General features: G+C 49.4%; 13 protein-coding genes and 2 tRNA genes. 13 read left to right on the top strand and 2 right to left on the bottom strand.

Annotation, left to right across the window (positions count from 1 at the left end; genetic code table 11):
* The first annotated feature begins 4 nt into the window (after nucleotides 1-4).
* Nucleotides 5-1,846 (top strand): DUF3466 family protein, encoded by a 1,842-nt coding sequence (locus ACSHSR_RS11615; RefSeq protein ID WP_479630777.1) that lies wholly within the window; start codon nucleotides 5-7, stop codon nucleotides 1,844-1,846.
* 182 nt (nucleotides 1,847-2,028) lie between these two features.
* On the top strand, nucleotides 2,029-2,205 hold the full coding sequence (gene rmf / locus ACSHSR_RS11610; protein WP_081737068.1) for a ribosome modulation factor: 177 nt from the start codon (nucleotides 2,029-2,031) through the stop codon (nucleotides 2,203-2,205).
* Between the two features lie 97 nt (nucleotides 2,206-2,302).
* Here the strand turns inward: rmf and fabA are convergent, their stop codons facing one another.
* Together fabA and ACSHSR_RS11600 are read right to left on the bottom strand one after the other, a co-directional pair.
* Nucleotides 2,303-2,818, bottom strand: coding sequence for a bifunctional 3-hydroxydecanoyl-ACP dehydratase/trans-2-decenoyl-ACP isomerase (gene fabA, locus ACSHSR_RS11605; protein WP_025009632.1), 516 nt, complete (start codon nucleotides 2,816-2,818; stop codon nucleotides 2,303-2,305).
* Between the two features lie 76 nt (nucleotides 2,819-2,894).
* Complete coding sequence (locus tag ACSHSR_RS11600; protein WP_044734388.1) at nucleotides 2,895-4,499, bottom strand: Lon-insertion domain-containing protein; 1,605 nt, start codon at nucleotides 4,497-4,499, stop codon at nucleotides 2,895-2,897.
* Nucleotides 4,500-4,705: 206 nt separating this feature from the next.
* Here ACSHSR_RS11600 and ACSHSR_RS11595 point away from each other — a divergent pair.
* From ACSHSR_RS11595 to ACSHSR_RS11545, 11 genes are all read left to right on the top strand, one after another.
* Nucleotides 4,706-4,796, top strand: a tRNA-Ser gene (locus ACSHSR_RS11595).
* Between the two features lie 845 nt (nucleotides 4,797-5,641).
* Nucleotides 5,642-5,732: transfer RNA gene (locus tag ACSHSR_RS11590), tRNA-Ser, on the top strand.
* Between the two features lie 587 nt (nucleotides 5,733-6,319).
* A complete protein-coding gene (locus ACSHSR_RS11585; protein WP_221056104.1) occupies nucleotides 6,320-7,939 on the top strand; it encodes a type I restriction-modification system subunit M in 1,620 nt (539 codons plus the stop codon).
* Nucleotides 7,929-9,548: a restriction endonuclease subunit S gene (locus ACSHSR_RS11580; RefSeq protein ID WP_479630776.1), complete on the top strand. Its 1,620-nt coding sequence runs from the start codon at nucleotides 7,929-7,931 to the stop codon at nucleotides 9,546-9,548. Before ACSHSR_RS11585 ends, ACSHSR_RS11580 begins: the two co-directional genes overlap by 11 nt.
* A gap of 120 nt (nucleotides 9,549-9,668) precedes the next feature.
* Entirely contained in the window at nucleotides 9,669-11,552 is a 1,884-nt protein-coding gene (locus tag ACSHSR_RS11575; protein ID WP_479630775.1) for a GmrSD restriction endonuclease domain-containing protein, read from the top strand.
* A gap of 171 nt (nucleotides 11,553-11,723) precedes the next feature.
* Nucleotides 11,724-12,806 carry a hypothetical protein gene (locus ACSHSR_RS11570; RefSeq protein WP_221056107.1) on the top strand — a complete coding sequence of 361 codons (1,083 nt, stop codon included), beginning with the start codon at nucleotides 11,724-11,726 and terminating at the stop codon, nucleotides 12,804-12,806.
* Nucleotides 12,799-14,088 (top strand): hypothetical protein, encoded by a 1,290-nt coding sequence (locus ACSHSR_RS11565; protein WP_479630774.1) that lies wholly within the window; start codon nucleotides 12,799-12,801, stop codon nucleotides 14,086-14,088. Before ACSHSR_RS11570 ends, ACSHSR_RS11565 begins: the two co-directional genes overlap by 8 nt.
* On the top strand, nucleotides 14,073-15,860 hold the full coding sequence (locus ACSHSR_RS11560) for an Hsp70 family protein (RefSeq protein WP_221056109.1): 1,788 nt from the start codon (nucleotides 14,073-14,075) through the stop codon (nucleotides 15,858-15,860). Before ACSHSR_RS11565 ends, ACSHSR_RS11560 begins: the two co-directional genes overlap by 16 nt.
* Nucleotides 15,861-15,956: 96 nt before the next feature.
* The gene (locus ACSHSR_RS11555; RefSeq protein WP_479630773.1) at nucleotides 15,957-19,307 is read left to right on the top strand and encodes a type I restriction endonuclease subunit R; all 3,351 of its coding nucleotides are present in this window, start codon (nucleotides 15,957-15,959) and stop codon (nucleotides 19,305-19,307) included.
* A gap of 138 nt (nucleotides 19,308-19,445) precedes the next feature.
* Entirely contained in the window at nucleotides 19,446-21,806 is a 2,361-nt protein-coding gene (locus ACSHSR_RS11550; RefSeq protein ID WP_244997922.1) for an AAA family ATPase, read from the top strand.
* Nucleotides 21,806-23,110, top strand: coding sequence for an McrC family protein (locus ACSHSR_RS11545; RefSeq protein ID WP_208146912.1), 1,305 nt, complete (start codon nucleotides 21,806-21,808; stop codon nucleotides 23,108-23,110). Before ACSHSR_RS11550 ends, ACSHSR_RS11545 begins: the two co-directional genes overlap by 1 nt.
* Nucleotides 23,111-23,194: the final 84 nt, after the last annotated feature.

Genomic DNA, 23,194 nt, shown 5'->3' with positions numbered 1-23,194 from the left:
ATTAATGAAGTTGAATAGTGCGCTGTCATTGGTGGCCATGGGGGTTATCAGTGTATTACAGGTATCGCAGGCGGCTCCTGTCTATGAAGTCGTCAACCTGGATGAATATGATCTCAAAGGTAACCTGACCGATACTCGTACTGGTTATGGTATGGGCGTTAATGCCAATAATGAAGCCATAGGTGTAGCCAAGGGCAAGAAAAAGCTCAGCACCTCGGATGTGGATAATGATGACGGCATTATCGACATTGAAGATGGTATCGCCCCAGAGGAAAAGATCACCTATTCCATCAATGATCCCATCATTGCCAATAACTTCACCTTCAACTCTCAGGAAAACGATCCTGCCAGTCCCTGGACACCCAATTTCGAGAGTGTAAACGGTAGCACGCCGCCTGCGGATACCGACCCTGCCGATCCGGCCAGTGTCAATTCGGTCGATAGTTTCTTCTACGACGTCAATGACGCCGGTATTCGTGTCGGTGCCATGACAGGTAAAGAGAAGAAAGTCGACTACACCGGGGAAACCGAAGGGCAGGAGTACTGGTATTACCGTGACTTCGAGCAGCGCGGCTTTGTTAAAGACGGCAGTACTGAAGTGCCGCTGTTGCCGCCTTATACTACTTATACCAAGGACAACAAGACGGCCGAGCTCGGCGGTTGGTCCATGGCATCTGCCATCAACAGCAACAACCTGGTTGCCGGCTATGCCAGTACCGCCATCAGTAACTATGGCGCCGAACGGGCCGCGGCTTGTCTCAGTGACGACAACACGCTGCCGCTGGATGTGTGCTTGCAGCGGGAAAAATATCCCAACGCCAACAACACCCGCAATATTCAGTACCAGATGCGTGCCTATGTCTGGCAGTACGAAAATGGCGCGGTTACCGGCACTGAGCTGCCACTTGGTCTGACTCCCGGTGATTCAGACTATACCTTTACCGCTCAAGGGCTGGGGCTGAACAACTCTGGAGTTGTTGCCGGACGCTCCCATGTTTATCGTTATAACGATTCAGACAACCTGAGAATGGATGCGGCCTACTGGAGTAAAGATGCCAATGGTGAATACAAGTACCATTGGATCCCGGTTGTCGATGATGATGTGCGCAACTCCATTGCCTATGATGTCAATGATGCAGGGATCTTGGTCGGTAGCTACAACAAGTACATTCAGGGTTATATCCGCGATAAGTTCTTTATCTATGATACCAATACCCCTGAGACCAAGCCGGTTACCCCCAATGATTTCTACAACACCATGTCAGATCTCTCCAGCAAGCCCAGAGATATCAACAACAAAGGTCAGGTCGTGGGTTATATCGAGTCTACCCATGACAAGGATAAACCAAGACCTAAGGTGGGTTTCCTGTTTGACAAAGAGTCCGGTGAGTTCAGTAATCTCAATAAGCTGCTGACCTGTGAGTCCAAAGGCTATGAGAAAGATGCCGAAGGCAACTGGAAACGTCATGAAGTGAGTGTTGAAGATGGCTCAGGCAAAACCCTGACCTACAACACTGACATAGTGGTAGTGGAAGCCAACAGCATCAATGAGGAAGGCACCATAGTAGGTACTGCCTTTATCCGTAAGCCTTCTTACCAGTTTGATGAAAAAGGTAATTTGGTGATTGGTGAAAACGGCAAGCCGCTGTTTGAGCTTAACGGTAACGGTCAGCCAGTGACTTCTTATCTGCCGCGTATGGTTGTTCTTAAGCCCAGTGGCAGTGGGGAAGCTTGTACTCAGGTGGACGACGGTGATATCGATAAGCCGTTTGAGCGTTCCGGTGCGGCCAGTTTGGGTTGGTTGGCATTGCTGCCGCTGATCTGGTGGCGCAGACGCAAAATTTAAGCTTAGTTTAAGCCTGTGAGATCGGCGCCCAAAAGGCGCCGATTTTTTTTAATCAGGATCTCAATAGTTTAAAATTTCTTCGCTATAATTGGCGATTTTTTGATTGATCTCGGCGTTGAAAAGTTCTATTCATAGCAAGTGAAGCTGATGCTTCTATGTAAAATAGTACAGAGGACGCTTGCATGAAGAGACAAAAACGAGATCGTTTAGACCGAGCCTTTTCGAAGGGATTCCAAGCCGGTGTCGGCGGCCGCTCCAAGGAGCTTTGTCCTTATTCGAATCTTGATTCTCGCTCCCAGTGGCTAGGAGGCTGGCGCGAAGGGGTAGAAGGCCGAATAAACGGCCTGTTCAATAAGTAATTCAGCAAGACTGCCCTCCCAGATGAGGGCATTTTTATAGCGCTCTGAAAACAACAAGGTCGGCAATTGCCGACCTTGTTACTTGTATTCGATGGCTTTAGAAGGTTGAGGTATCGCTGAATACACCCACTTTCAGATCCGTGGCCGAGTAGATCTCGCGGCCATCTACTTCCAAAGTCGCATCGGCAATACCCATCACCAGTTTGCGGTGTATGGTGCGCTTGATATTAAGCTTATAAGTCACCTTTTTGGCGCCTGGCAGCACCTGGCCGGTAAATTTGACCTCGCCTACACCAAGTGCACGGCCTTTACCCACGGCGCCCTCCCAGGCAAGGAAAAAGCCAACCAGTTGCCACATGGCATCCAGCCCTAGACAACCTGGCATAACAGGGTCATCAACAAAGTGACAGCCAAAGAACCAGAGATCCGGGTTGATATCCAGTTCCGCAACAATTTCACCTTTACCGAAGGCTCCGCCGTTGTCGTTGATGGTGACGACTCTGTCGATCATCAACATGTTGTCCACGGGCAGGCGAGGGGAGTTCTTGCCAAATATCTCACCATGGCCGCAGGCGATGAGCTCTTCTTTGTTGAAACTGTTTGCTTTAGTCATTGTTGTTACCACATCCTTCATCAAGTGCCGCCAAGATTAGCGAACAGGTGTAAGCCAAACAACTCCGATCAGCTACTTATTGGCGAAAAAATGGCAATCTTGCCAGCAAGCTCGCAAAATAGCCCGGTTCTTCATCAAGATTGCCTGCCAACTTGTCCAGTCGTTGTTGCACCATGCCGTATAAAGTGTCTTCGGGGAAGTTGTTGTCTTCGTCTGCTTCCCCGGCCTCTATCCCCATCAACAGAGTGACAGCTTGGTCGACATGAGTGATTTCGTAGAGCAGAAATTGACCTTGCTCTACCGCCGCTATGATCTCGGGTGCAAGGTTGAGTTGCTGCACATTGGACTTGGGCATAATCACCCCTTGGCTGCCGGTCAAGCCACGCCTGGCACAGAGTTTGAAGAACCCCTCAATCTTCTCATTGACACCGCCGATGGCCTGCACGTTGCCGAACTGATCAAGCGCACCTGTCACCGCCAGCCCTTGGTCTATCGGCTGTTCGGTTATCGCCGAGATCAGGCTGCAATATTCGGCCAAGGAGGCACTGTCGCCGTCAATTTCCTGATAGGACTGCTCAAATACAATATTGGCATTGAGGTGCAAGGGCGCGTCGCGGCCAAATACCCGATAGAGACATGCGGACAGGATCATCATTCCCTTGGCGTGGATATTGCCCGCCAACTCAGATTTCCGCTCAATGTCGGCCACTTCACCATCACCATAATGCACTGATGCCGTGATCCTGGCTGGCTCGCCGTAGCAATAATCCAAGGTATCTATCACTGTCAGGCCATTGATTTGCCCCACCATAGCACCCTCAGTTGGCAAATAGATGAAGGCGTCATCAAGATTTTGTGCCGACTGCTGTTCTTGGGCGTTATGTCGCTGCTGACGTTGTGCCAGGGCATGTTCAATGGCGTTGGCATCCAGCGCTTGCCCCTGGCTGTAAAAAGCAGCTTCAGCGAACACTTGTGCCAAATCTGCGCTGGCGAGGCTCAAACGCTGCTGATGCTCTGTCAGGCGACTGCTGTATCTGAGCAGAGGTAGTAAGGCCGACTCGGTCAGTTGACAATCACTGAGCTTGGCCAGCTCTGCCAGCCAGGCTACATAGGCGTTGACAGTAACCTTTTGCAAATCAATTTCAAATACCAGCTCGCCAAGCAGGGCGAACAACTCGCTGAATCTGCGCTCATGGTACCTGAGCTCGCTGTAGAGCAGACTCGAGCCCACCAATACAACTTTGGCTTGCAGTGGCTGCCATTGTCCCTGAAGCTCGAAGCCACCTTTTTCGATGGCATCCAACAATAGCTCCCACAAAGGCTCACGTTTCCACAAGGACTCGGCGCAGATAAAAAGTAGTCCGGGCTTTGTGAGGGCACCCGGTTGCCTTGATGGTTGACTATCCGGATAGCCGAGTAGCTGCGCCCGGGTGATGCGACCGCTTAAATATTGCATCGGCATTTTGCTTTGGGCGCTCAGGGCTTCAAACAGCCAAGTGCGGTGGATACCCTGGAAGTCTGCCAGGAAGAGCTGTTGTCCTGATAAGGTTTGCAGCAGACCAAAGGCGTCTATGACTCTTTCTTGTCCAAGTAATAGATCTGTCAGTTGGCTCGATGTGGGAAGCTGCAGATTGGAGTATTGAGGGGTAAGGGCCCCGGCCGGGATCAAGCTAGGCTTCATTGTGGCTCAAAGTCATTTAAAGATAAGCTGATTTTACCACAGGGGTGACGGAGCGGCATGGTAAATCTCCATTCTGGAGCGGCTTTTATTGTTCGATATGAGTTCCGTTTGAATCTTTCGGATGGCTGAGATTTAGGCATATGAACATATTTTTAGAAATAAGGGTTTACAACGGCTTAGTGAGCTTATAATATTTGCGCCGTTCCGGAGGGGTGGCAGAGTGGTTGAATGCACCGGTCTTGAAAACCGGCATGGGTTTATAGCCCATCCAGGGTTCAAATCCCTGCTCCTCCGCCATATTCAGATAGGCCCGCTTGTGCAAACAGGCGGGCTTTTTCGTATTTGGTTTTGATGATTGCTATTGGCCAGGTACCACTTAGAGTATTGCTGGGTTTATAGCGCCGTTATGCAGGGTGTAAATCTCTGCTCCTCCGCCATATTCAGAGAAGCCCGCTTGTGCAAACAGGCGGGCTTTTTCGTATTTGGTTTTGATGATTGCTATTGGACTGGCCCCACTCAGAGTATTGAGGGTTTATAGCGCCGTTATGCAGGGTTCAAATCCCTGCTTCTCCGCCATATTCAGAGAAGCCCGCTTGTGCAAACAGGCGGGCCTTTTCGTATTTGGTTTTGATGATTGCTATTGGCTAGGTACCACTTGGAGAATTGCTGGGTTTATAGCGCCGTTATGCAGGGTTCAAATCCCTGCTCCTCCGCCACATTCAGATACGCCCGCTTGTGCAAACAGACGGGCTTTTCGTATTTGGTTTTGATGATTGCGATTGGCCAGGCCCCACTTAGAGTATTGCTGGGTTTATAGCGCCGTTATGCAGGGTTCAATCCCTGCTCATCCGCCGCATTCAGATAGGCTCGCTTGTGCAAACAGGCGGGCCTTTTCGTATTTCCGTTCCTATGCCAGTCATAGACTTAAAGTCGCCAATAGAGTAGGGGTTCTCAACCCAATCCACTTGTTTGTCCAACGACTACATCAACGATACTCAGATCTATCTGACGGGGTTGGGACAGTTTATAGCCCTGAAATGCTTAACTAAAAGCCGCTTTGTTTAACGAATAAGCAGTTGGAATAAAATGATTTATTAAAGGTTTACACGCTTTTTTGTTGGATATACTATTTGCGTCGTTCCGGAGGGGTGGCAGAGTGGTTGAATGCACCGGTCTTGAAAACCGGCATGGGTTTATAGCCCATCCAGGGTTCAAATCCCTGCTCCTCCGCCATATTCAGAGAAGCCCGCTTGTGCAAACAGGCGGGCTTTTTCGTTTCTTGGTTTTGATAATAGCGATTAGCCTGGTCTCGGTTAGCGGATTGCTGGGGTTATCGCGCCGTCATGCAGGGTACCAATCCCGGTTCCTCCGCCATATTTAGAGAAGACCGCTTGTGTAAACAGGCGGGCTTTTTTGTATGATGTTTCAAAAATTTCGGCAACAACACCTCGCTAATGACGTACTAGTAGCCTGATGTGATTATTACCTGCTTGCCAAGACAGAATTTTCTGCTGTTACTGGCGTTTATTCTGTGCGTTTTCAGCGTTTGCTGGCGGCTTAACTGTAAGTCGGGTCTAAAAGCGATTTTTATGAGGGCCATCAAGCTGCTCTGCTGGTCAGTTCAAACCAATATATGGCACAATCACCCTCCATATCTTGGGCGGTTTACTGGTATTACCGCCGCTAATCCTAAAGATAAGGAAGCTGGATCCTGTCTTTTGCACCACCAGGTGCTCTGCTTCCTTTTCTGTCACAGCTTAAGTACCGCTTTGCCGCAGTTTATGCAACATGGTAGAGCGCAGAGAAGAGAATCAATCATTATGGCGAAAAGCCCATCGGCTAAAGGCGCTGCAAACGTATCCAAAGGTTTTGAAGAATCCCTGTGGGACAGTGCCAACAAGCTGCGTGGCAGCGTTGAGTCTGCCGAGTACAAACATGTGGTGCTCAGTCTTATCTTCCTCAAGTTTATCTCCGACAAGTTTGAAATGCGCCGAGCCCAAATCCTCAAAGAGCATGCAGAAATGGGCGCGACTTTTGCCGATATGGTGGACTTCTACACCATGGAGAATGTCTTCTACCTGCCGCAGGAGGCGCGCTGGAGCCATGTGATCGCCAATGCCAAGCAGGATGATCTGGCGCTGATTATCGACACTGCCATGAAGACAGTGGAGAAGAACAACAAATCATTGGCTGGCGCCTTGCCGGAAAACTACTTTTCCCGACTGAATCTGGAGCCCAGCAAGCTGGCATCCCTGGTGGACACCATCAATAACATAGATCTGATTGTTGAGCAGCAGTCCAATGAGTGCCAGCTGTCGGAGCAGGATGTTGTCGGCCGGGTGTATGAATACTTTCTGGGTAAGTTTGCCGCCAGTGAAGGCCAGCGCGGCGGTGAGTTCTACACTCCCAAGTGTGTGGTTACCCTGATTGCCGAAATGCTCGAGCCCTACAAGGGCAAAATTTACGATCCTTGCTGCGGCTCAGGGGGGATGTTCGTGCAATCGCTCAAGTTTATTCAGGCCCATCAGGGCAACCAGAAGGATGTCTCCATTTACGGCCAGGAGTACGCTAACACCACCCGTAAGCTGGCCAAGATGAACCTGGCGATTCGTGGCATTGCGGCCAACCTGGGCGAAGTGGCCGGTGATACTTTCTTTAAAGATCAGCACCCGGACTTGAAAGCCGACTTTATTATGGCCAACCCGCCGTTTAACCAGAGTCAGTGGCGTCAGGAAGCCGAGCTGACCACAGATCCGCGCTGGGCCGACTATCAGGTGCCACCAACCGGCAACGCCAACTATGGCTGGATCATGCACATGATCTCCAAGCTCTCAACCCAAGGCAGCGCAGGCTTTGTGCTGGCCAATGGCTCCATGAGTTCCAACACTAGCGGCGAAGGAGTTATCCGCCAGCAGATTATTGAAGACGATCTGGTGGAGTGCATGATTGCCCTGCCGGGGCAGCTGTTTTACACCACCCAAATCCCCGTGTGTCTGTGGTTCCTCACCAAAGATAAGTCAGCCAATGAAGAGAAGGGCTATCGCAAGCGTAGCGGCGAGACCCTGTTTATTGATGCCCGTAATATGGGCTCGATGATCTCCCGCAAGCAGAAAGAGCTCACGCTTGATGATATCGCCCACATCGCCGCCACCTTCCACACCTGGCGCGGTCAAAAGGTGCTTGATGCGGAAGGTAAGGAAGTGGTGTATCAGGACATCGCCGGTTTCTGTAAATCGGCCAGTTTCGATGACATCAAGGCCAACGACTTTGTGCTCACCCCGGGCCGCTATGTCGGCGCTGCCGACGTAGAAGATGACGGTATCCCGTTTGAGACCAAGATGTTCGATCTCACCGCCAAGCTGGCCGAGCAGTTCAGTGAGTCCGCCAAGCTGGAAGCCCAAATCAAGGCCAACCTGAAGGGGCTGGGTTATGAGTTCTAATGAGATATTCCCGTTAGTCCCCGCTGGATGGCGCTCCACTACCTTGGGTGAGCTCGCAAAGGAGTCTGGGGGCAGTATTCAAACGGGGCCATTCGGTAGTCAGCTTCATGCAGCGGATTATGTGGATGAAGGTATACCATCTATCATGCCCAAAAATATCCGTATTGATGGGGTTGATACTTCAGATATTGCACGTGTAAGCCCAAAGGATGTTGAACGTCTTGCTAAGCATAAAGTTTTGGCAGGGGACGTTGTATATAGTCGGCGTGGTGATGTTGAAAAGTGTTGTTTGATCACTTCCGGAGAAGAAGGCTGGTTATGTGGAACCGGATGTCTACGTGTTCGTATTCCATCATCGGTGTTATCACCAGTTTTTCTGCACGCTTATTTATGCCATCCAGCGGTAAGAGAGTGGATCGTTAGGCATGCAATCGGCGCGACAATGCCTAACCTAAATACTTCTATTCTCTCTGCTCTTCCCATTCTAGTTCCTCCTATCAATGAGGCGGAAAGCGTCGCAGATATTTGGGCGTTAGTTTCAAGAAAAATCTCACTAAACACCCAAACCAACCAGACCTTGGAGCAGATGGTGCAGGCGCTGTTTAAGAGCTGGTTTGTCGATTTTGACCCGGTGTTCGATAACGCCCTGGATAGTGGCTTCTTTGAGCGAGAGTTTCAAGGCGAGGGCATCCCCGAGCCGCTGGCCGCGCGGGTTGCTGTTCGACGAGCTATTCGACAAGCTGGTCGTGAAGGGATGCGCCAAGCTGCTCCTGAAGAGATGCGACCCGCTATTGAACCAGCGCAGGGCGCTCATTCTGGCACTGCGATTAGCGCTGCCCCGGGCACAGCCTCACAAGACACCGCGGCCGTCAACGCCAGCCACAGCCTGCCCGCCGAGATCCGCGCGCTGTTCCCCTCAAGCTTTGTCGAGCACCCCGACCTCGGCTGGATACCGGAGGGGTGGGAGGTGAAAGCTGTGTCTGAGGCAATGGATATCAACCCTAAGGTAAAACTGACTAAAGGCACTGTTGCTAAGTTTGCCGATATGAAGGCTGCTCCGACGTCCGGCTTTATGATTGATGGCGTGATGGAAAAAGAATTTAGTGGTGGTTCCAAATTCATGGCTGATGACGTCTTGTTGGCTCGAATTACCCCATGTTTGGAAAATGGTAAAACGGCACTTGTTGATTTTCTTAGTGAAGATGAAGCTGGTTTCGGCTCAACAGAGTTTATTGTGATGAGAGGCAAGGGCGCTGTTTCAATGCCTTTTGTAGCATGTCTTTCTAGGCTTTCTGAATTTCGTGCTCATTGTATTCAAAGCATGGTTGGTTCTTCAGGCCGTCAACGTGTCCAGAATGCTTGCTTTGATAGCTTCTATCTTACTTTACCGCCTAAAGCCGACCTATTGGAGAGGTTTGGTGAAACCTGTTTGCCCAGTTTCAGACAGATGACAGTTTCAAGACTTGAGTCAGAGGCATTGGCCAATCTCCGCGACACGCTACTGCCTAAGCTGTTATCCGGCGAGCTTGCGCTGGCTGAAGATGGGCCAGAAGCGGATTGGGTGGATGAAGACTTGGCACCCACAAAAACACAGACGGTGCAGGTGTAGATAGCGTCATTGCTGGTTATCAAGGGGTACCGGAAAAACAGCGTGCTGCTCTGCGGTATGTGATGGTAAGTTTTTGTGGCATAGACAATCACGTCAGGAAAAAGGATTTAAGGACAACAGATGCAACAGTCAATCAAGGCGCAGGATCGCTCTCTGGGGGATTGGTATAACGCCATTGAAAATGGGCGGGTGAAACTGCCCCGTTTTCAGCGATACGAGGCGTGGGATAAACGGCGTATTCAAAGCCTGTTCGATACGGCACTGAATAACCTGCCCATTGGCGTGGCGCTTATCTTACAGGTTGAAGGCAGCACAGAGCCTTTTGTTTCTCGGTATATCAGCCATGCTGAGCCGGAGCACCCAGAGCCGGTGACACAGCATCTGCTGGATGGTCAACAGCGTTTGACTGCTTTTTGGCGAGCACTACATAACAGTTATGAGTGGGATACTTACTTTGCCTACATTGCTGAGTTCGATCAGTCAGCGGATGAAGAGGTTGAGACACAGTTCTCCTGCCGTGTAGTCGGGCGTTGGCAGCAAAAGGGCAACGACCGGCTTTATCCTTTGTGGGCAAACTCTGCCCGTGACAGCCTGAGCCGTGGTTTGGTGCCGCTTTCCTTGCTTAAGCCCATTAATACGATTCAGGGCGAAGTTGACCAGTGGCTTAATGATGCCATTGGTGAGGAAAAGCCGGATATTAGTGTTTACCTGGCCGATGGCGCTGAGCCTGCAGAAGCGATCGAGCGATTTAAAGCCGATGAGGAGGCTTTCAGTCGCAAGGAGAAGCGTTTACGTGAAGTGATCACTCAGCTGAGAGAAAGGCTAACTCACTACAATATGCCTTATCTGGCACTGCCGGTGTCCACTCCCAAAGATGTTGCGCTGCAGGTATTTATTAATATGAATACCAACAGTAAACCTTTGTCTATTTACGACATCATAGTAGCCGAAGTGGAGTCGGTGAAAGAAAAGTCACTGCATGACGCGCAGACCGAGTTGCTGGCTAAGTACCCGGACGTAGAGCACTATCAGGATGCTGGTTGGCTGATGCTGACCACTGCAGCGCTATTGCAGGATAAAACTCCGAATCAACGCGGCGCGCTGGATATGTGCAAAGAGACCATGGTTGCACATTGGGACAAAATAGAGCTGGGCCTGGGTCGTATGGCTGCTTTCTTGGCCGGACAGGGGGTTTTTGATGAGCAAAGGTTGCCAACCAATGCGGTGTTAGCCGTGATTGCAGCTTGTCTTGCAGAAGCACCTGAGTCAGGTGACCGGTTAGGATTTATTAAAGGGGTATTGTCTCGCTACATGTGGCGAGCGTTTTTCACTTCTCGTTATGAAAACTCCACTGCAAGCCGCGCGTTTGCTGACTACAAGGTGATCCGGCAAGTGTGCGCTGACGGCTTCAGTGCCGAGTCAAGGCTTAAAGAAGCACCTGTGTTTACCGAAGAGATGGTGACCAAAGAGCAACTGCTGGTAGAGGGCTGGCCAAAGAAAGCCGGCTCCTTGCGCCGGGGTATTTTGGCCTTAACTACCCGCCTTGGTGCGCTGGACTTTGCCGATAATGAAAAGGCGAGTTACGACTCTTTGCAAAAACGCCATTACCATCATATTTTCCCGGATGCTTTGTTGCAGGAAGCGGGCTTGGATGAAAACCAAAGCTATTTGGCACTGAACTGCTCGCTGATTTCTGGCCGTACCAATATGCAAATTGGCCGTAAAGACCCCTGGGCTTATTTGGAAGAGCGGGTCGGACATGTGAACCGCGATATGGCGGAATATCGGCTGAAGACCCATCTGATCGACCCGAAAATGCTGATTGAGGCCACCTATGAGGGGCTTAGCGGTGAAGAGTTTGCTACGAAGGTTGCCCAGGACTACGCCGCATTTTTGGAAAATAGGGTCGCATTGGTAATGGCGGCAGCAAAAGCCTTGTGTCAGGGAAAAGAGATTAGCGTTGAGGGGCTGTTTACTGCGACTTCGGACGCAGAAGAAAACTGATTGCTGTGATTTGCCTAATCCAGCCGGAATGCTGCAATTGGATTATGGTCTTGGCAGCAGGTTGGGCCAGGCGGCAAAGCGGTTCAACTCATGCCAGCCTCAGTATTGAAGGTGATTGGGGTTTAGCTGAATTTAAATTTCCAAAGTGGTGAGCCAGGACAAGGAGATTCGATGCCAACAGTAGGATGGGTTCAAGAGTCGGCAACAGACAGATATTACGAAGGGCGCTTAACTTCACGTGGTGTGGATCTTAGCCCGCAGTTCTTTTGTCGTGAGTGCAGTGCGGCATTTTTTTCCATCGCAGAGCGTGACAGACATGAATTGGTCCATCCTGTTGCTAATCCTGTGCTGAAGATATTGGGGCGAGAAGTGATAGGCGGTACTTTCAGGCTCACCGATGCGGTTGCCCCTGATGACATTGAGCTTGCGTTTGTTGAGCAGGTGAGAGTAAACGATGTTGTGCTTTCCACTCCGTCCGAATTAGCTCATGTTATCTGCGAAACACCGCGGGGATTTTTTGATATTGAGCTGTTGCGTCAAGGGCAACCTGCAAAAAAGTTAAAGCTTGATCTATGCCACGTATCTGAAGCTCAATTGCAGGCAGTCGATGACAGCTTCGTGAGATGTTTTGCATCAGAACTCATTGATGGCAATGCTATTAGTCGATTCAAGCAAGAAACAGATTCATACAGTGACGCGCTTTGGTACAAAGAGGGGCTGGTTCAGTACCTCTTGGGGGTGTTAGCGAAAGACCATCGGACTGAACAATTAACCTACGGCGAATTCAATGAGTGTTTTAATCGTGCATTGCAGAATTTGCAGCCTTACAACACCCCGTTGGCCAATTCATTGATAAGGCTTATTGAGTTCAATGCAAACGATTTTAGTGTGGGTAGGGGAACGCAAATTCCGTTATTGGATGTGGCTTTTGCCTTATTCAGGGGCGAGTCACATCAAGAAGTTCGTCATGATGGAAAACTCAACAATGTACTTCCCGTTGATCAAACGACCAGTGAAATTTTAAATGATTTGGTACCACATTTTTCGGTTTATACCCTGAATGAATTGGAGCGGAGAACACGGGTTATTAACCCCAGAAGTAGTTCATTACAAGACCGACAGAAATTACATTATCTGTGTTATCGCAAGGCTTTGGCAGAAGGTGACGTGATTGCTAAGAAAGCTTATGCCAGAAAATTAAAGCATGATGATGCATTTAGCCACATGGTGCAGGAGTCAGAAGAAATTGAGTAATAACCAAGATAAACACCAAAGCGGAACATTGTCGCTGAAACGAACACCAGAGCAGAGTATGAGTAGCTTAACCTCTGAGCAAAAAGTATCTGTATCTGGAGCTCGGGCGAGTGAGCCAGTCGTGAATTCAATGGCGCAAAACACGAAAACAGTGAAAGCGGATAAAAAAGACAAGCAGAAAGAAGAGCTAAGTTCTTTAGGAAAGCTGCTGTTGCTTGTTTTTGTTCCAGAAAAAAAAGATGGCAAAGAAAAAGTCGCTGTGTTCACGCAAAAGTTGCAGTCGGCTCTGCGACAGCTGAAAACTGCGGATGATTTGACGAAGGCAGTTGTTGATGAATGTACCAAGTCGATTCCTATCAGTGATCCTGATTTTTCGAGACTGCTGCTGGTGTTACTGCTTACTCAGGATGCTGATGCGAACGTTCGGCAGAAAGTTGTCGGGTTTTGCGTTGAAGCCGTAAGCGCTAACTGGGTTGAAAGCCATAGAGGAAGCACAAACCTTTTTATAGATGTCGCCAGCAGCATTGACCTGACGAATCCGGGGCTACTGGCATTATTAACTCATACAATTACAGAACGCTATAAGAAACGAATCGATCTACTCAAGCAGAGCCAGAAAGATGATGCTCGCGATGGACAGGAATTCAGGTCGTTCACTCCAGCCCAGTTACAGAATCAGTGTGAAAACCTTATCACAATGGGTTATTTGTGGGCTGTAGAGACAGGCAAGTGTTCGCCGGAGAAAGCCATCTATCAATTTGAAAAGCGGTTAACAATAAAGGTCAGCGAATTGAACGCTGATAAGCGTGTCTGTTTCTTTTTAGCTGCGCAGATGAGTGATATCAAAAGCGGCATTGCAGAAACCATTCGTTTCTTTCAGCGACAAATTGAAGAACTGAAGGATAAGTCTCAGTTTTATGAAGGTTCGCGGGACGCTTTGCAAAGAGAATTGACTACACTTTCCGCGCAAAATCGAGAGTTACAGTCTCATGTTGTTGATTTGCAGAGTCAGCTTGATGACTTAAAGCAACAACTTGATAAAGAAAAGATGCTTGCTCATGAGCAGCAGTTGGATGAGAAAGCCGAGAGAGTTCATCTAAGAGATGATGTCGGCAAGGCCAAGGCAAAGGCTTACAACCTGTTGCATGAAGAAGTTGTGATGCCGTTGCAATTATCTTTGAAAGCGTTGCAACGGGAAGTACCTAAAGTCGCTAACGCTGAGCACCAAATCGAGCTGGTATTGGAGAGTATTGAGAGGGAAATCGAATGGTTCAAAAAATAGGAATTGATTTTGGTACCACCAATAGCTTGATATCAGTAATTACCAGGAAGAATCAGGTTCGTTCATTTGATACATTAGCTAGGCCTCATCCATCAGTGGTTCGCTATGAGGGTGAAAAGGTAATTTGCGGTAGACGTGCCAAGGAAAAGCTTGAACAGGCGGGCGTGGGTATTTTAGGCAATACGGTGCGTGGCCCGAAAAAGCTACTGGGACAAGAGTCTATTAATATAGAAGGTCGATTGATGAGCCCTCGGGAAGTGGTAACAGATTATATTCGCTACCTTGTCCAGCATGCCAGGGATGAGATGCTCAATGATCCGGATATCAGTGCCGATCTGCAGAATGCAGTAGTGACTATCCCCGTGGCGATGGACGGGCGGCAGCGCCAAGTGCTGCGAGAGGCTTGTCTTAATGCAGGTGTCTACATAGAGACGTTTGTCCAGGAACCCTTGGCTGCATTGTATGGTTATTTCAGAGGGTACGCTGATCCTGAAGAGGCTTTACGACGCTATGAAGGCCAGATGCTGCTGGTATTTGATTGGGGAGGCGGGACTCTCGACCTTACTCTATGCAAGGTGGTCAACGGTGTCATCATGCAGATATTGAACAGAGGGAATAATCAGGTTGGTGGTGATTATCTTGATGACATTATTCTCAAGTACGTAGAACAAAAGCACGCTGAGACCCATCACTGGAACGATGAAAGTATCTTGGAAGTAAACCCTGGGATGCGTGCCAGGCTGCTTGAACAATGCGAAAAGGCTAAGATTACACTCTCCAGCCGAGATGAGACCAACATATTCCTTCCCGATTACTATCACGGTGAGGGCGAGCAAACAGAAATCGACTATTGGCTTACTCGCAGCGAATTGGAGGACATTACCAAGCAATTGGTTCGTCAGGGGATCAATCAGATTGATGTGTTGTTGGATACCAATCATGCGGATATTGACCGACAGACCATAGCCTTGTGTTTAGCTACAGGTGGCATGGTGAATATGCCAACAATTAAACATCAGTTAACCGAACTGTTCGGTATTGCCTCTTTAAAAATTGCCGAAAATGGTGATCGCATCATTTCGGAAGGTGCGGCATGGGTTGCAGCGGATAATCTTGATTTAACTCTCGCAAAACCGATTGAATTATTGGAAGCAAGAAACTCGCTCATTAACGTGTTGCATGAAGGGACTGTGCTACCTCGGCGGGGCAAGAGTATAGGTACAAGCCAATCTTTATACTGTACCGACCCAAGAGATGGAAAAGTGAACATAGTGTTCAAACGCCCACAAATGGTAGGTAAAAGTGGTGCTGCAGATCCTAGGACCAGCTTTGGTGCATTATCAATCGAGGTGAACCCGGAATTTCCTCCCTTACAGGAGCGGATAGAGCTCAAGGTGAGTATTGATCAGAATCTCATTGTTCATGTGAGTGCTGTTGCAACTGACAAAGGCAGGGAGCGGCAGACAGAATTCTACGACTTAGAGTTTGGACTAGCCGTAAAAAACCAAAGTGTTGTGGAAAAAAAAAAGCGCCTTACGTTAAGAAAGAATGACCAAATGCCTCCAGGGTTAATGGTTCGAGCAAATATTGCCATTGATAGCGATGCTTGGGATTTGGTGCCCGGAGAGGTTTTAAAGGATTACAACGACAAGTATGTATACCACCGTAAAACGATGACGGATGTTCAACGAGAAGAGTACGTTCGCTATATGCCTTGTTCAGAATGCGGGTCACGATGGAGCAAGAATTGCTGTGGGAACCCAGTGAGATAATCGCGCCTACAAACGTGTATTCGTAGGTGAAGCAACTCGATATGGTGGTTTTTGAACCCTTTCAGGGCAAAGCCGTTAGCAACATTGTGAGTATCGATGACAAAATTTACAGAAGCCAGCCTGGAAGCGGCGATTATTCAGTTATTAGGTGAGCAGGGCTACCCCCACCTTGATGGCGCCAGCATAGCGCGCACGCCGGAGCAGGTGCTGCTGGTGGATGACCTCGTGAGCTATCTGACTAATCGCTATGCCGAGCCCGATGCCGAGGAGGCTCTGACTCCGGCCGAGATTAAGCGGATTATCGGGATGCTGGAGAGCCTGCCCGCCGGTGACCTGTATGAGTCAAATAAGCAGTTTTGCCGCTACTTTGCCGATGGTTTTACCTTCAGGCGGAATGACCCCAGCGCAAAGGATTTGCGCATTCAGCTGCTGGACTACAGTGCTTTGGAACATCTGGGTTTAGAGCATCTGGGCTTAGAGCATTTGGGCCTAGAATCAGTCGGTTCAAATGAGCTTGCTGCCGGTGTTGCTGAAGCCACTGCGAACTATGATGTGACTTCATCGCATGTAAGGCGGCATGTATCGCCGCCTTACGTTGAGCAAAAGATGGATACCAATATCTACAAGCTGGTGAGCCAGTTGGAGATTGAGGGTATTGACGGTAAGCGCATTCCGGATCTCATTTTGTACGTAAACGGCCTGCCGCTGGTAGTGTTTGAGTTCAAGAGCGCCATTCGTGAAGAGCAGGCCAATATCTATCAGGCCTGGCATCAACTGACCTCCTACTATCGCCGTGATATCCCACAGCTGTTTGTGTTTAACGCCCTTTGCGTGATAAGCGACGGCGTCAATAACAAGATGGGCAGTTTGTTTGCGCCCTATGAGTTCTTTTATGGCTGGCGCAAGATAAGCGGCATGGAGTCGGTAGAGAAAGACGGCATCGATTCGCTGCATACCCTGCTGCAGGGGCTGTTTGATAAAGCGCGGCTTAGGCTGGTTTTGCGAGACTTTATCTTTTTCCCCGATGTGTCCAACCGTGAAGAGAAGCTGGTGTGCCGCTATCCACAGTTTTACGCGGTAAATAAGCTGTACCACAGTGTGCTGCGGGCGCAAAAGCGCTTCAGCCCAGAAGGTAACCTTATCCATGGTGATGGCAAGGGCGGCACTTACTTTGGTGCTACCGGCTGCGGTAAGAGCTACACCATGCAGTTTTTAGCCAGGCGTTTGATGAAGAGCCAGGCGCTGGCCAGCCCGACCATTATTCTGATCACTGACCGGACCGATCTGGACGATCAGCTCTCCAAGCAGTTCACCAATGCCAAACAGTATCTGAAAGATCAAACCGTAGTGACTGTGACCAGCCGTGAAGATTTGCGCACTCAGCTTAAAGGGCGCAGCAGTGGCGGGGTGTTCCTTACCACCATTCATAAGTTCACTGAAGATACTGAACTGCTGACCGACCGCAGCAATGTGATTTGTATTTCCGATGAAGCTCATCGCAGCCAGATTAACCTGCAGCAGAAGGTGGTGATTGATAGCGACAAGGGCACAGTGCGCAAGAGCTATGGCTTTGCCTATCACCTGCATCAATCGCTGCCCAATGCCACCTTTGTGGGTTTCACCGGCACGCCTATAGATGCCACCCTGGATGTGTTTGGTGCTGTGGTAGACAGCTACACCATGAGCGAGTCGGTGAATGATGAAATCACAGTGCGCATTGTGTATGAAGGTCGAGCCGCCAAAGTGCTGCTTGATGATGCCAAGCTTCAGGAGATTGAGCGTTACTATGATGACTGCGCCGAGCAGGGCGCCAATGAGCACCAGATAGAAGAGAGCAAAAAGAGCATGGCCTCTATGGGCTCGATTCTGGGGGACAAAGACCGCCTTGCGGCGCTGGCCAGAGACTTTGCCAAACACTACCAGCAGCGAGTGGATGAAGGCTCAACCATCAAGGGCAAGGCGATGTTTGTCTCCAGCAGCCGCGAGATTGCCTTTAAGTTTTACAAGGCGCTGAAAGCGATTAAGCCAGAATGGTTTGAAATAAAATCGGTGGCTGATGGTGAGACGCTTACCGACAAAGACAGCGTTAAGCCGCTTGCCATGGTCAATATGGTGATGACCTGCAACAAAGAAGACAGCAATGAGCTGCGCGATCTCCTTGGCAACAAGGAGCAGCGCAAAGAGCTGGACCGGCAGTTTAAGCAGGCCAAATCCAACTTTAAAATTGCCATTGTGGTGGATATGTGGCTCACCGGCTTTGATGTGCCATTTCTGGATACCATTTATATCGACAAGCCGGTGCAGCGTCATAACCTTATTCAGACTATCTCGCGGGTGAACCGTAAGTTTGAGGGTAAGGATAAGGGGCTGGTGGTAGATTACATCGGCATCAAGCGGCAGATGAATCAGGCGCTGGCCATGTTCTCCAAGGCCGATGAAGCCAACTTTGAAGACATTAGTGCTTCTGTGGCTGTGGTGAAAGATCACTTGGATTTACTTGGTCAATTGATGCATGGCTTTGATGCCGGAGATTACTTTGAGGGTAACCCGGTGGCTCAGCTTAACTGCCTCAATCGCGCCGCCGACTTTGTGCTGTCCAAAGTATCGATGGAAAAGCGCTTTATGGCGCTGATGAAGCGGTTGAAGGCGGCTTATGATGTGTGCTGTGGAGCCGAGCGTTTGTCTCAGGGTGAGCGTGACCGTATTCACTTTTATCTGGCGGTGCGCTCTATCGTCTACAAGCTGACCAAAGGTGATGCACCGGATACGGCGCAGATGAACACTAAGGTCAGGCAGATGATTGAAGAGGCTATCCGCGCCGATGGGGTCGAGGAGATCTTCCATCTGGGTGAAGATGGCGCAGAGCAGATAGATATCTTCGATGAGGATTATCTGGCCAGGCTCGATAAACTCAAGCTGCCTAATACCAAGATTGAACTGCTCAAGAAGATGCTGGCCAAGGCGCTGGGGGAGTTCAAAAAGACCAACCAGCTTAAAGCGGTGGAGTTCTCGAAGAAGCTGAGATCTCTGGTAGATCATTACAACGAGCGCAAAGAGGAAGATGCCTTTACCACAGAGGTGCATCAGGAAGCGGTAGACAGTCTGTTGGCGCTGATGGCCGACATCAAGGTGGAGATGGGGTCGTTTGCTGACCTTGGGATCAGCGTGGAGGAAAAGGCGTTTTACGACATCCTCAAACACGTGGCGAGCAAGTATCAGTTTGCCTATGAGGAAGCGCGCCTGCTGGAGCTCGCCGCCAAGGTGAAAGCCGTGGTGGATGACAAGGCCAGCTACCCTGACTGGAATAACCGCGACGACATTAAATCGGCACTCAAAGTAGAGCTGATTATGCTGCTGTCGAAAAACGGCTACCCGCCCGTGACCTACAACGAGGTGTACCAGGACGTGTTCGCCCAGGCCGAGAACTTTAAGGCCAATAGGGTGTAGTTAGTGACACAATAACCAAGTGGTGAATCCACTAACAAATTCCCAGAATGTGTCGCTAAGGCTCGCCTCAATAGTGAATATTTCGTCAAGACAGCTAAGAATGCAGTGCGAAAGCGTGTTTTTTATTAAGGAATTTGAATGGAGCTCAAATCGATTTTAGCGTTAGAAGAAACCTCTATGTATCGTCAACAACTACAAGGGTATGACGAATACTATGAAAGCAGAATTTCGCTGCTAGAGAAAGCGCAGGTTGTTTTTCAAACGGGTCGAAAACTCAGTGACATGTCTCCAAATGAGCGCAGCCTTTTCTTGGGTGTAAATACCCAAAAGCAGCACACTCATGATTTTGATCCAAATCTGTTTGGCGCTCCTGGCGGCAATGGTGAGGTTGGGAGAATTGTCACGTCTGAGTTTAAACAATTAGATGATTTTTTTTCAGCAATACCTCGACAAGGGGAAATTTCAGAGCAGCAGTATCAGCATTTAGTTGAGCTCTTTCGTGCTGGCGTTAAAGCTTCGGGCGCTGTTAAGTTTCCTTTTGTTTTCTTCACACGAATATTAACCGTTTGTCGACCGGACTATTTTGTATCGGCAGCAGCAGAGGCATTAAAGCCTTTATGCAAAGCATTAAGCCTTACACAAGTTAACGAACCGGAAAAATATTGGCGCAAGCTTTTACCCGCGTTACACCAAAACATCCTTTTCAGGGATGGAGTTGGCTCGCCCAATAACCATCTGCTTGCCCTAATCGATGGCATCATTTGGATTGATAATAACAAAAATAGCGGAAAACAAAGCGTGAATGAAAGCCGTCCCGGCTATTCGCTACCAGAGGAAGAAACAATGGCTGGTGAGTTAAGCAATCCTTTAAATCAAATCCTCTTTGGCCCGCCAGGCACTGGCAAAACTTATGAAACCGTGCGTGCAGCGCTCGAAATTCTGGATCCTACTGCTGTGGTTGAATTTGACTCTGCCAACCAAGCGGCTGAGAGTTGGGATGATAAATCCCAGGCTCGTGAGCAGCTTAAAGCCCGTTTCGATGAACTCAAGCAGCAAGAGCGCGTTCGTTTTGTGACCTTTCACCAAAGCTTCAGCTATGAGGACTTTGTCGAAGGGCTCAGGGCGGAAACTGTGGATACCGATGAGCAACAAGGCCAGCTGCGCTATCAGGTGGTTGATGGGGTTTTCAAGAGTTTGTGTGAAGCAGCTGAAGCCAAAGTAACCAAGAGTGCAGAAGGAATCATCTCATTGGAGGGGCGCAGAGTTTGGAAAATGTCGCTCGGCAACACTCAAGGCTCTGATGCGGGTATTTATGATGACTGCATTGCAGAAAACAGCATCAGGCTGGGATATGGCGGCGATTTGGATTTCAGTGGCAGTCAGAATAGGCAGGATATTGAAGCCCGCTTTGCCGCTCAAAATATTAAGCTTAGTGGACCCTATGATTATCAGGCTACCAGTGTAACTGCTTTTGTCACTCAAATGAAAAAGGGGGATTTGGTTATTGTCAGTGATGGTAATTTTAAATTCCGTGCCATAGGTGAAATAACCGGTGACTACCAGTACATGCCTAACGCAGAGTATGACGGTGACTACTCACAGCTGCGGCCTGTGAAGTGGTTGCGCCAATATAGCCCATCATTGCCCCACACAGAGTTGTTAACTGGACAATTCAGCCAGATGACTTTGTATGGGCTGCGGGCGCCAACACTGGATAAAGCAAAGCTTGGGCGTTTGTTGGCACCTGCAGCGGTAGAGGATAAAACTATAGGGTCTGACAAGAGGGTGCTCATCATAGATGAAATCAACCGGGGCAATATCTCACGCATTTTTGGAGAGCTGATTACCCTGATTGAACCCTCCAAACGTGCCGGGGCTGTAGAAGCATTGGAAGTGACGCTTCCCTACTCGAAAAAGCCGTTCAAAGTGCCGGGCAATCTGTATCTGATTGGAACCATGAACACCGCCGACCGATCTCTTGCGGGGCTGGATATTGCGCTGCGCCGCCGCTTTACCTTTAAAGAGATGCCGCCCAAGCCTGAACTGTTTAAAGCGCTCGTTATCGAAGGTATTCATATCCAGGCGCTGCTCGAGGTGATGAACCAGCGAATAGCTGTGCTACTGGACCGTGACCATTGCATAGGCCACGCCTATTTTACGCCGCTGTTCGAGACGCCTACACTGCAAAAGCTGGCGGATATCTTTAAGCAGAACATTATTCCGCTGCTGCAAGAATACTTCTTTGAGGACTGGGAACGTATTCGCTGGGTGCTCAGCGATCAGAGTAAGGCAAAAGACGATGCTTTTATTGTGGAGGACAGCACCAATCTTACCGAGCTGTTCCCCGACGTAAGCAACAGACTCAGGCAAAGTCAGCGCTGGCGTGTGAATGATGCAGCCTTTGGCCGCCGAGGTGCCTACCTTGGGATCCTTGCCAAAACTGTCACTCAAGTGAATACCTCTGAAAATACCGAAGCAGCCACAGTGGAGGCTGTTTGATGCCAACTGTGGTGGTGCGTGAATATGCGCGGCTGACATCATCGCACTTGGCTCATTCCACCCTGGATGAGGCGCAGATCTCCGAAATGGCCTTTGAATGGCTGTGCGAACTGTCGTCCGGATTTTCTCGTTCAGGCGCCAGACTATTACAACTTGAAAACCAGCGTTGGTTAAGGCTAGACAGCTTTGTTGGTGTGCTGGAGAGCCCCTGTGGGCAGGTGATTGAGATTTTGCCTAAGCATTTCGACGAGGGGGATTGTGAGCAGCAATCCCGCGCGCTTCTTAAAAAGCTGATAGCCAGTAGCCTGGAGCTCAACTGCCGTGAAGCCGAAGAAGCCGGACTTGAGCTGTACGATGCGCCTCTGGCCGAGTGGGTCATGGAGCAGTTTTTACATCAGTTGGAGCGGTTGCTGAAACGAGGTCTGCAGTTTGATTATCAACGGTTAGAGGAAGAACAGCGCTATTTACGTGGCCAATTGGACGTAGTGCGTCAAATGCGTCAGCCACCTGGGCGGGCACACTTCTTTCAAATTCGACATGACGTATTTTTGCCAGACAAGCCGGAAAACAGGCTGCTGAAACGGGCATTGCTGGTGGTGCTTGACCATGCCAAGGAGTCAGCTAACTGGCGTCTGGCCCATGAACTTGCGGCCATGCTGCATGAACTACCAGAAAGCCGCGATATTGGAGCGGATTTTGAGCGCTGGCAGCATGACCGCCTGATGGCACATTATGAGGCCATCAAGCCCTGGTGTGAGCTAATTTTGTATCGGCATATGCCACTTGCGGTGCGTGGAGAGTACCGGGGGATCAGCTTACTTTTCCCAATGGAGAAGCTGTTTGAGCAATATGTGGCGCAAATGCTGCCGCTTCAACTGATGCCTGAGGCTAAGTTACGGACGCAGGCGAAATCCAAATACCTGTGCCGGCAGGGTAGTAAGGAGCTGTTTCAGCTAAGGCCGGATCTGCTGCTTGAGCAGGGCAAGGGAGTTTGGGTACTTGATACCAAGTGGAAACGGGTAAACAGCAAAAGCCTTGATACTAAATACGATCTGCGCGAGAGTGATTTTTACCAGATGCTGGCCTATGCCAGACAATACTTACCAGAGGGTAAAGGCGAGATGGTGCTGATTTACCCCAAGTCGCAAACCTTCACAGAGCCATTGCCGCCTTTTGATTTGCATTATGATTTAACACTGCACGTCTGGCCTTTTGATTTGGAACGTGATGAATTGATCGTGAACAACTCTTCACTGCCGTTAAGGCCACAAGTTGCAAAGGTTTTGCGAAAAGACGTTGCCTGAAAGAGCTGAGTGTTGACGGTACAGATTATTAACGCATAAAAAACCAGAAATTAAGTGTTTGTTCCTCTACAACAGAGAAGTTAT

Source organism: Shewanella sp. VK101, assembly GCF_056497865.1.
The sequence above is the reverse complement of the archived record's forward strand: the minus strand, read 5'-3'. Positions and strand labels throughout refer to the sequence as shown.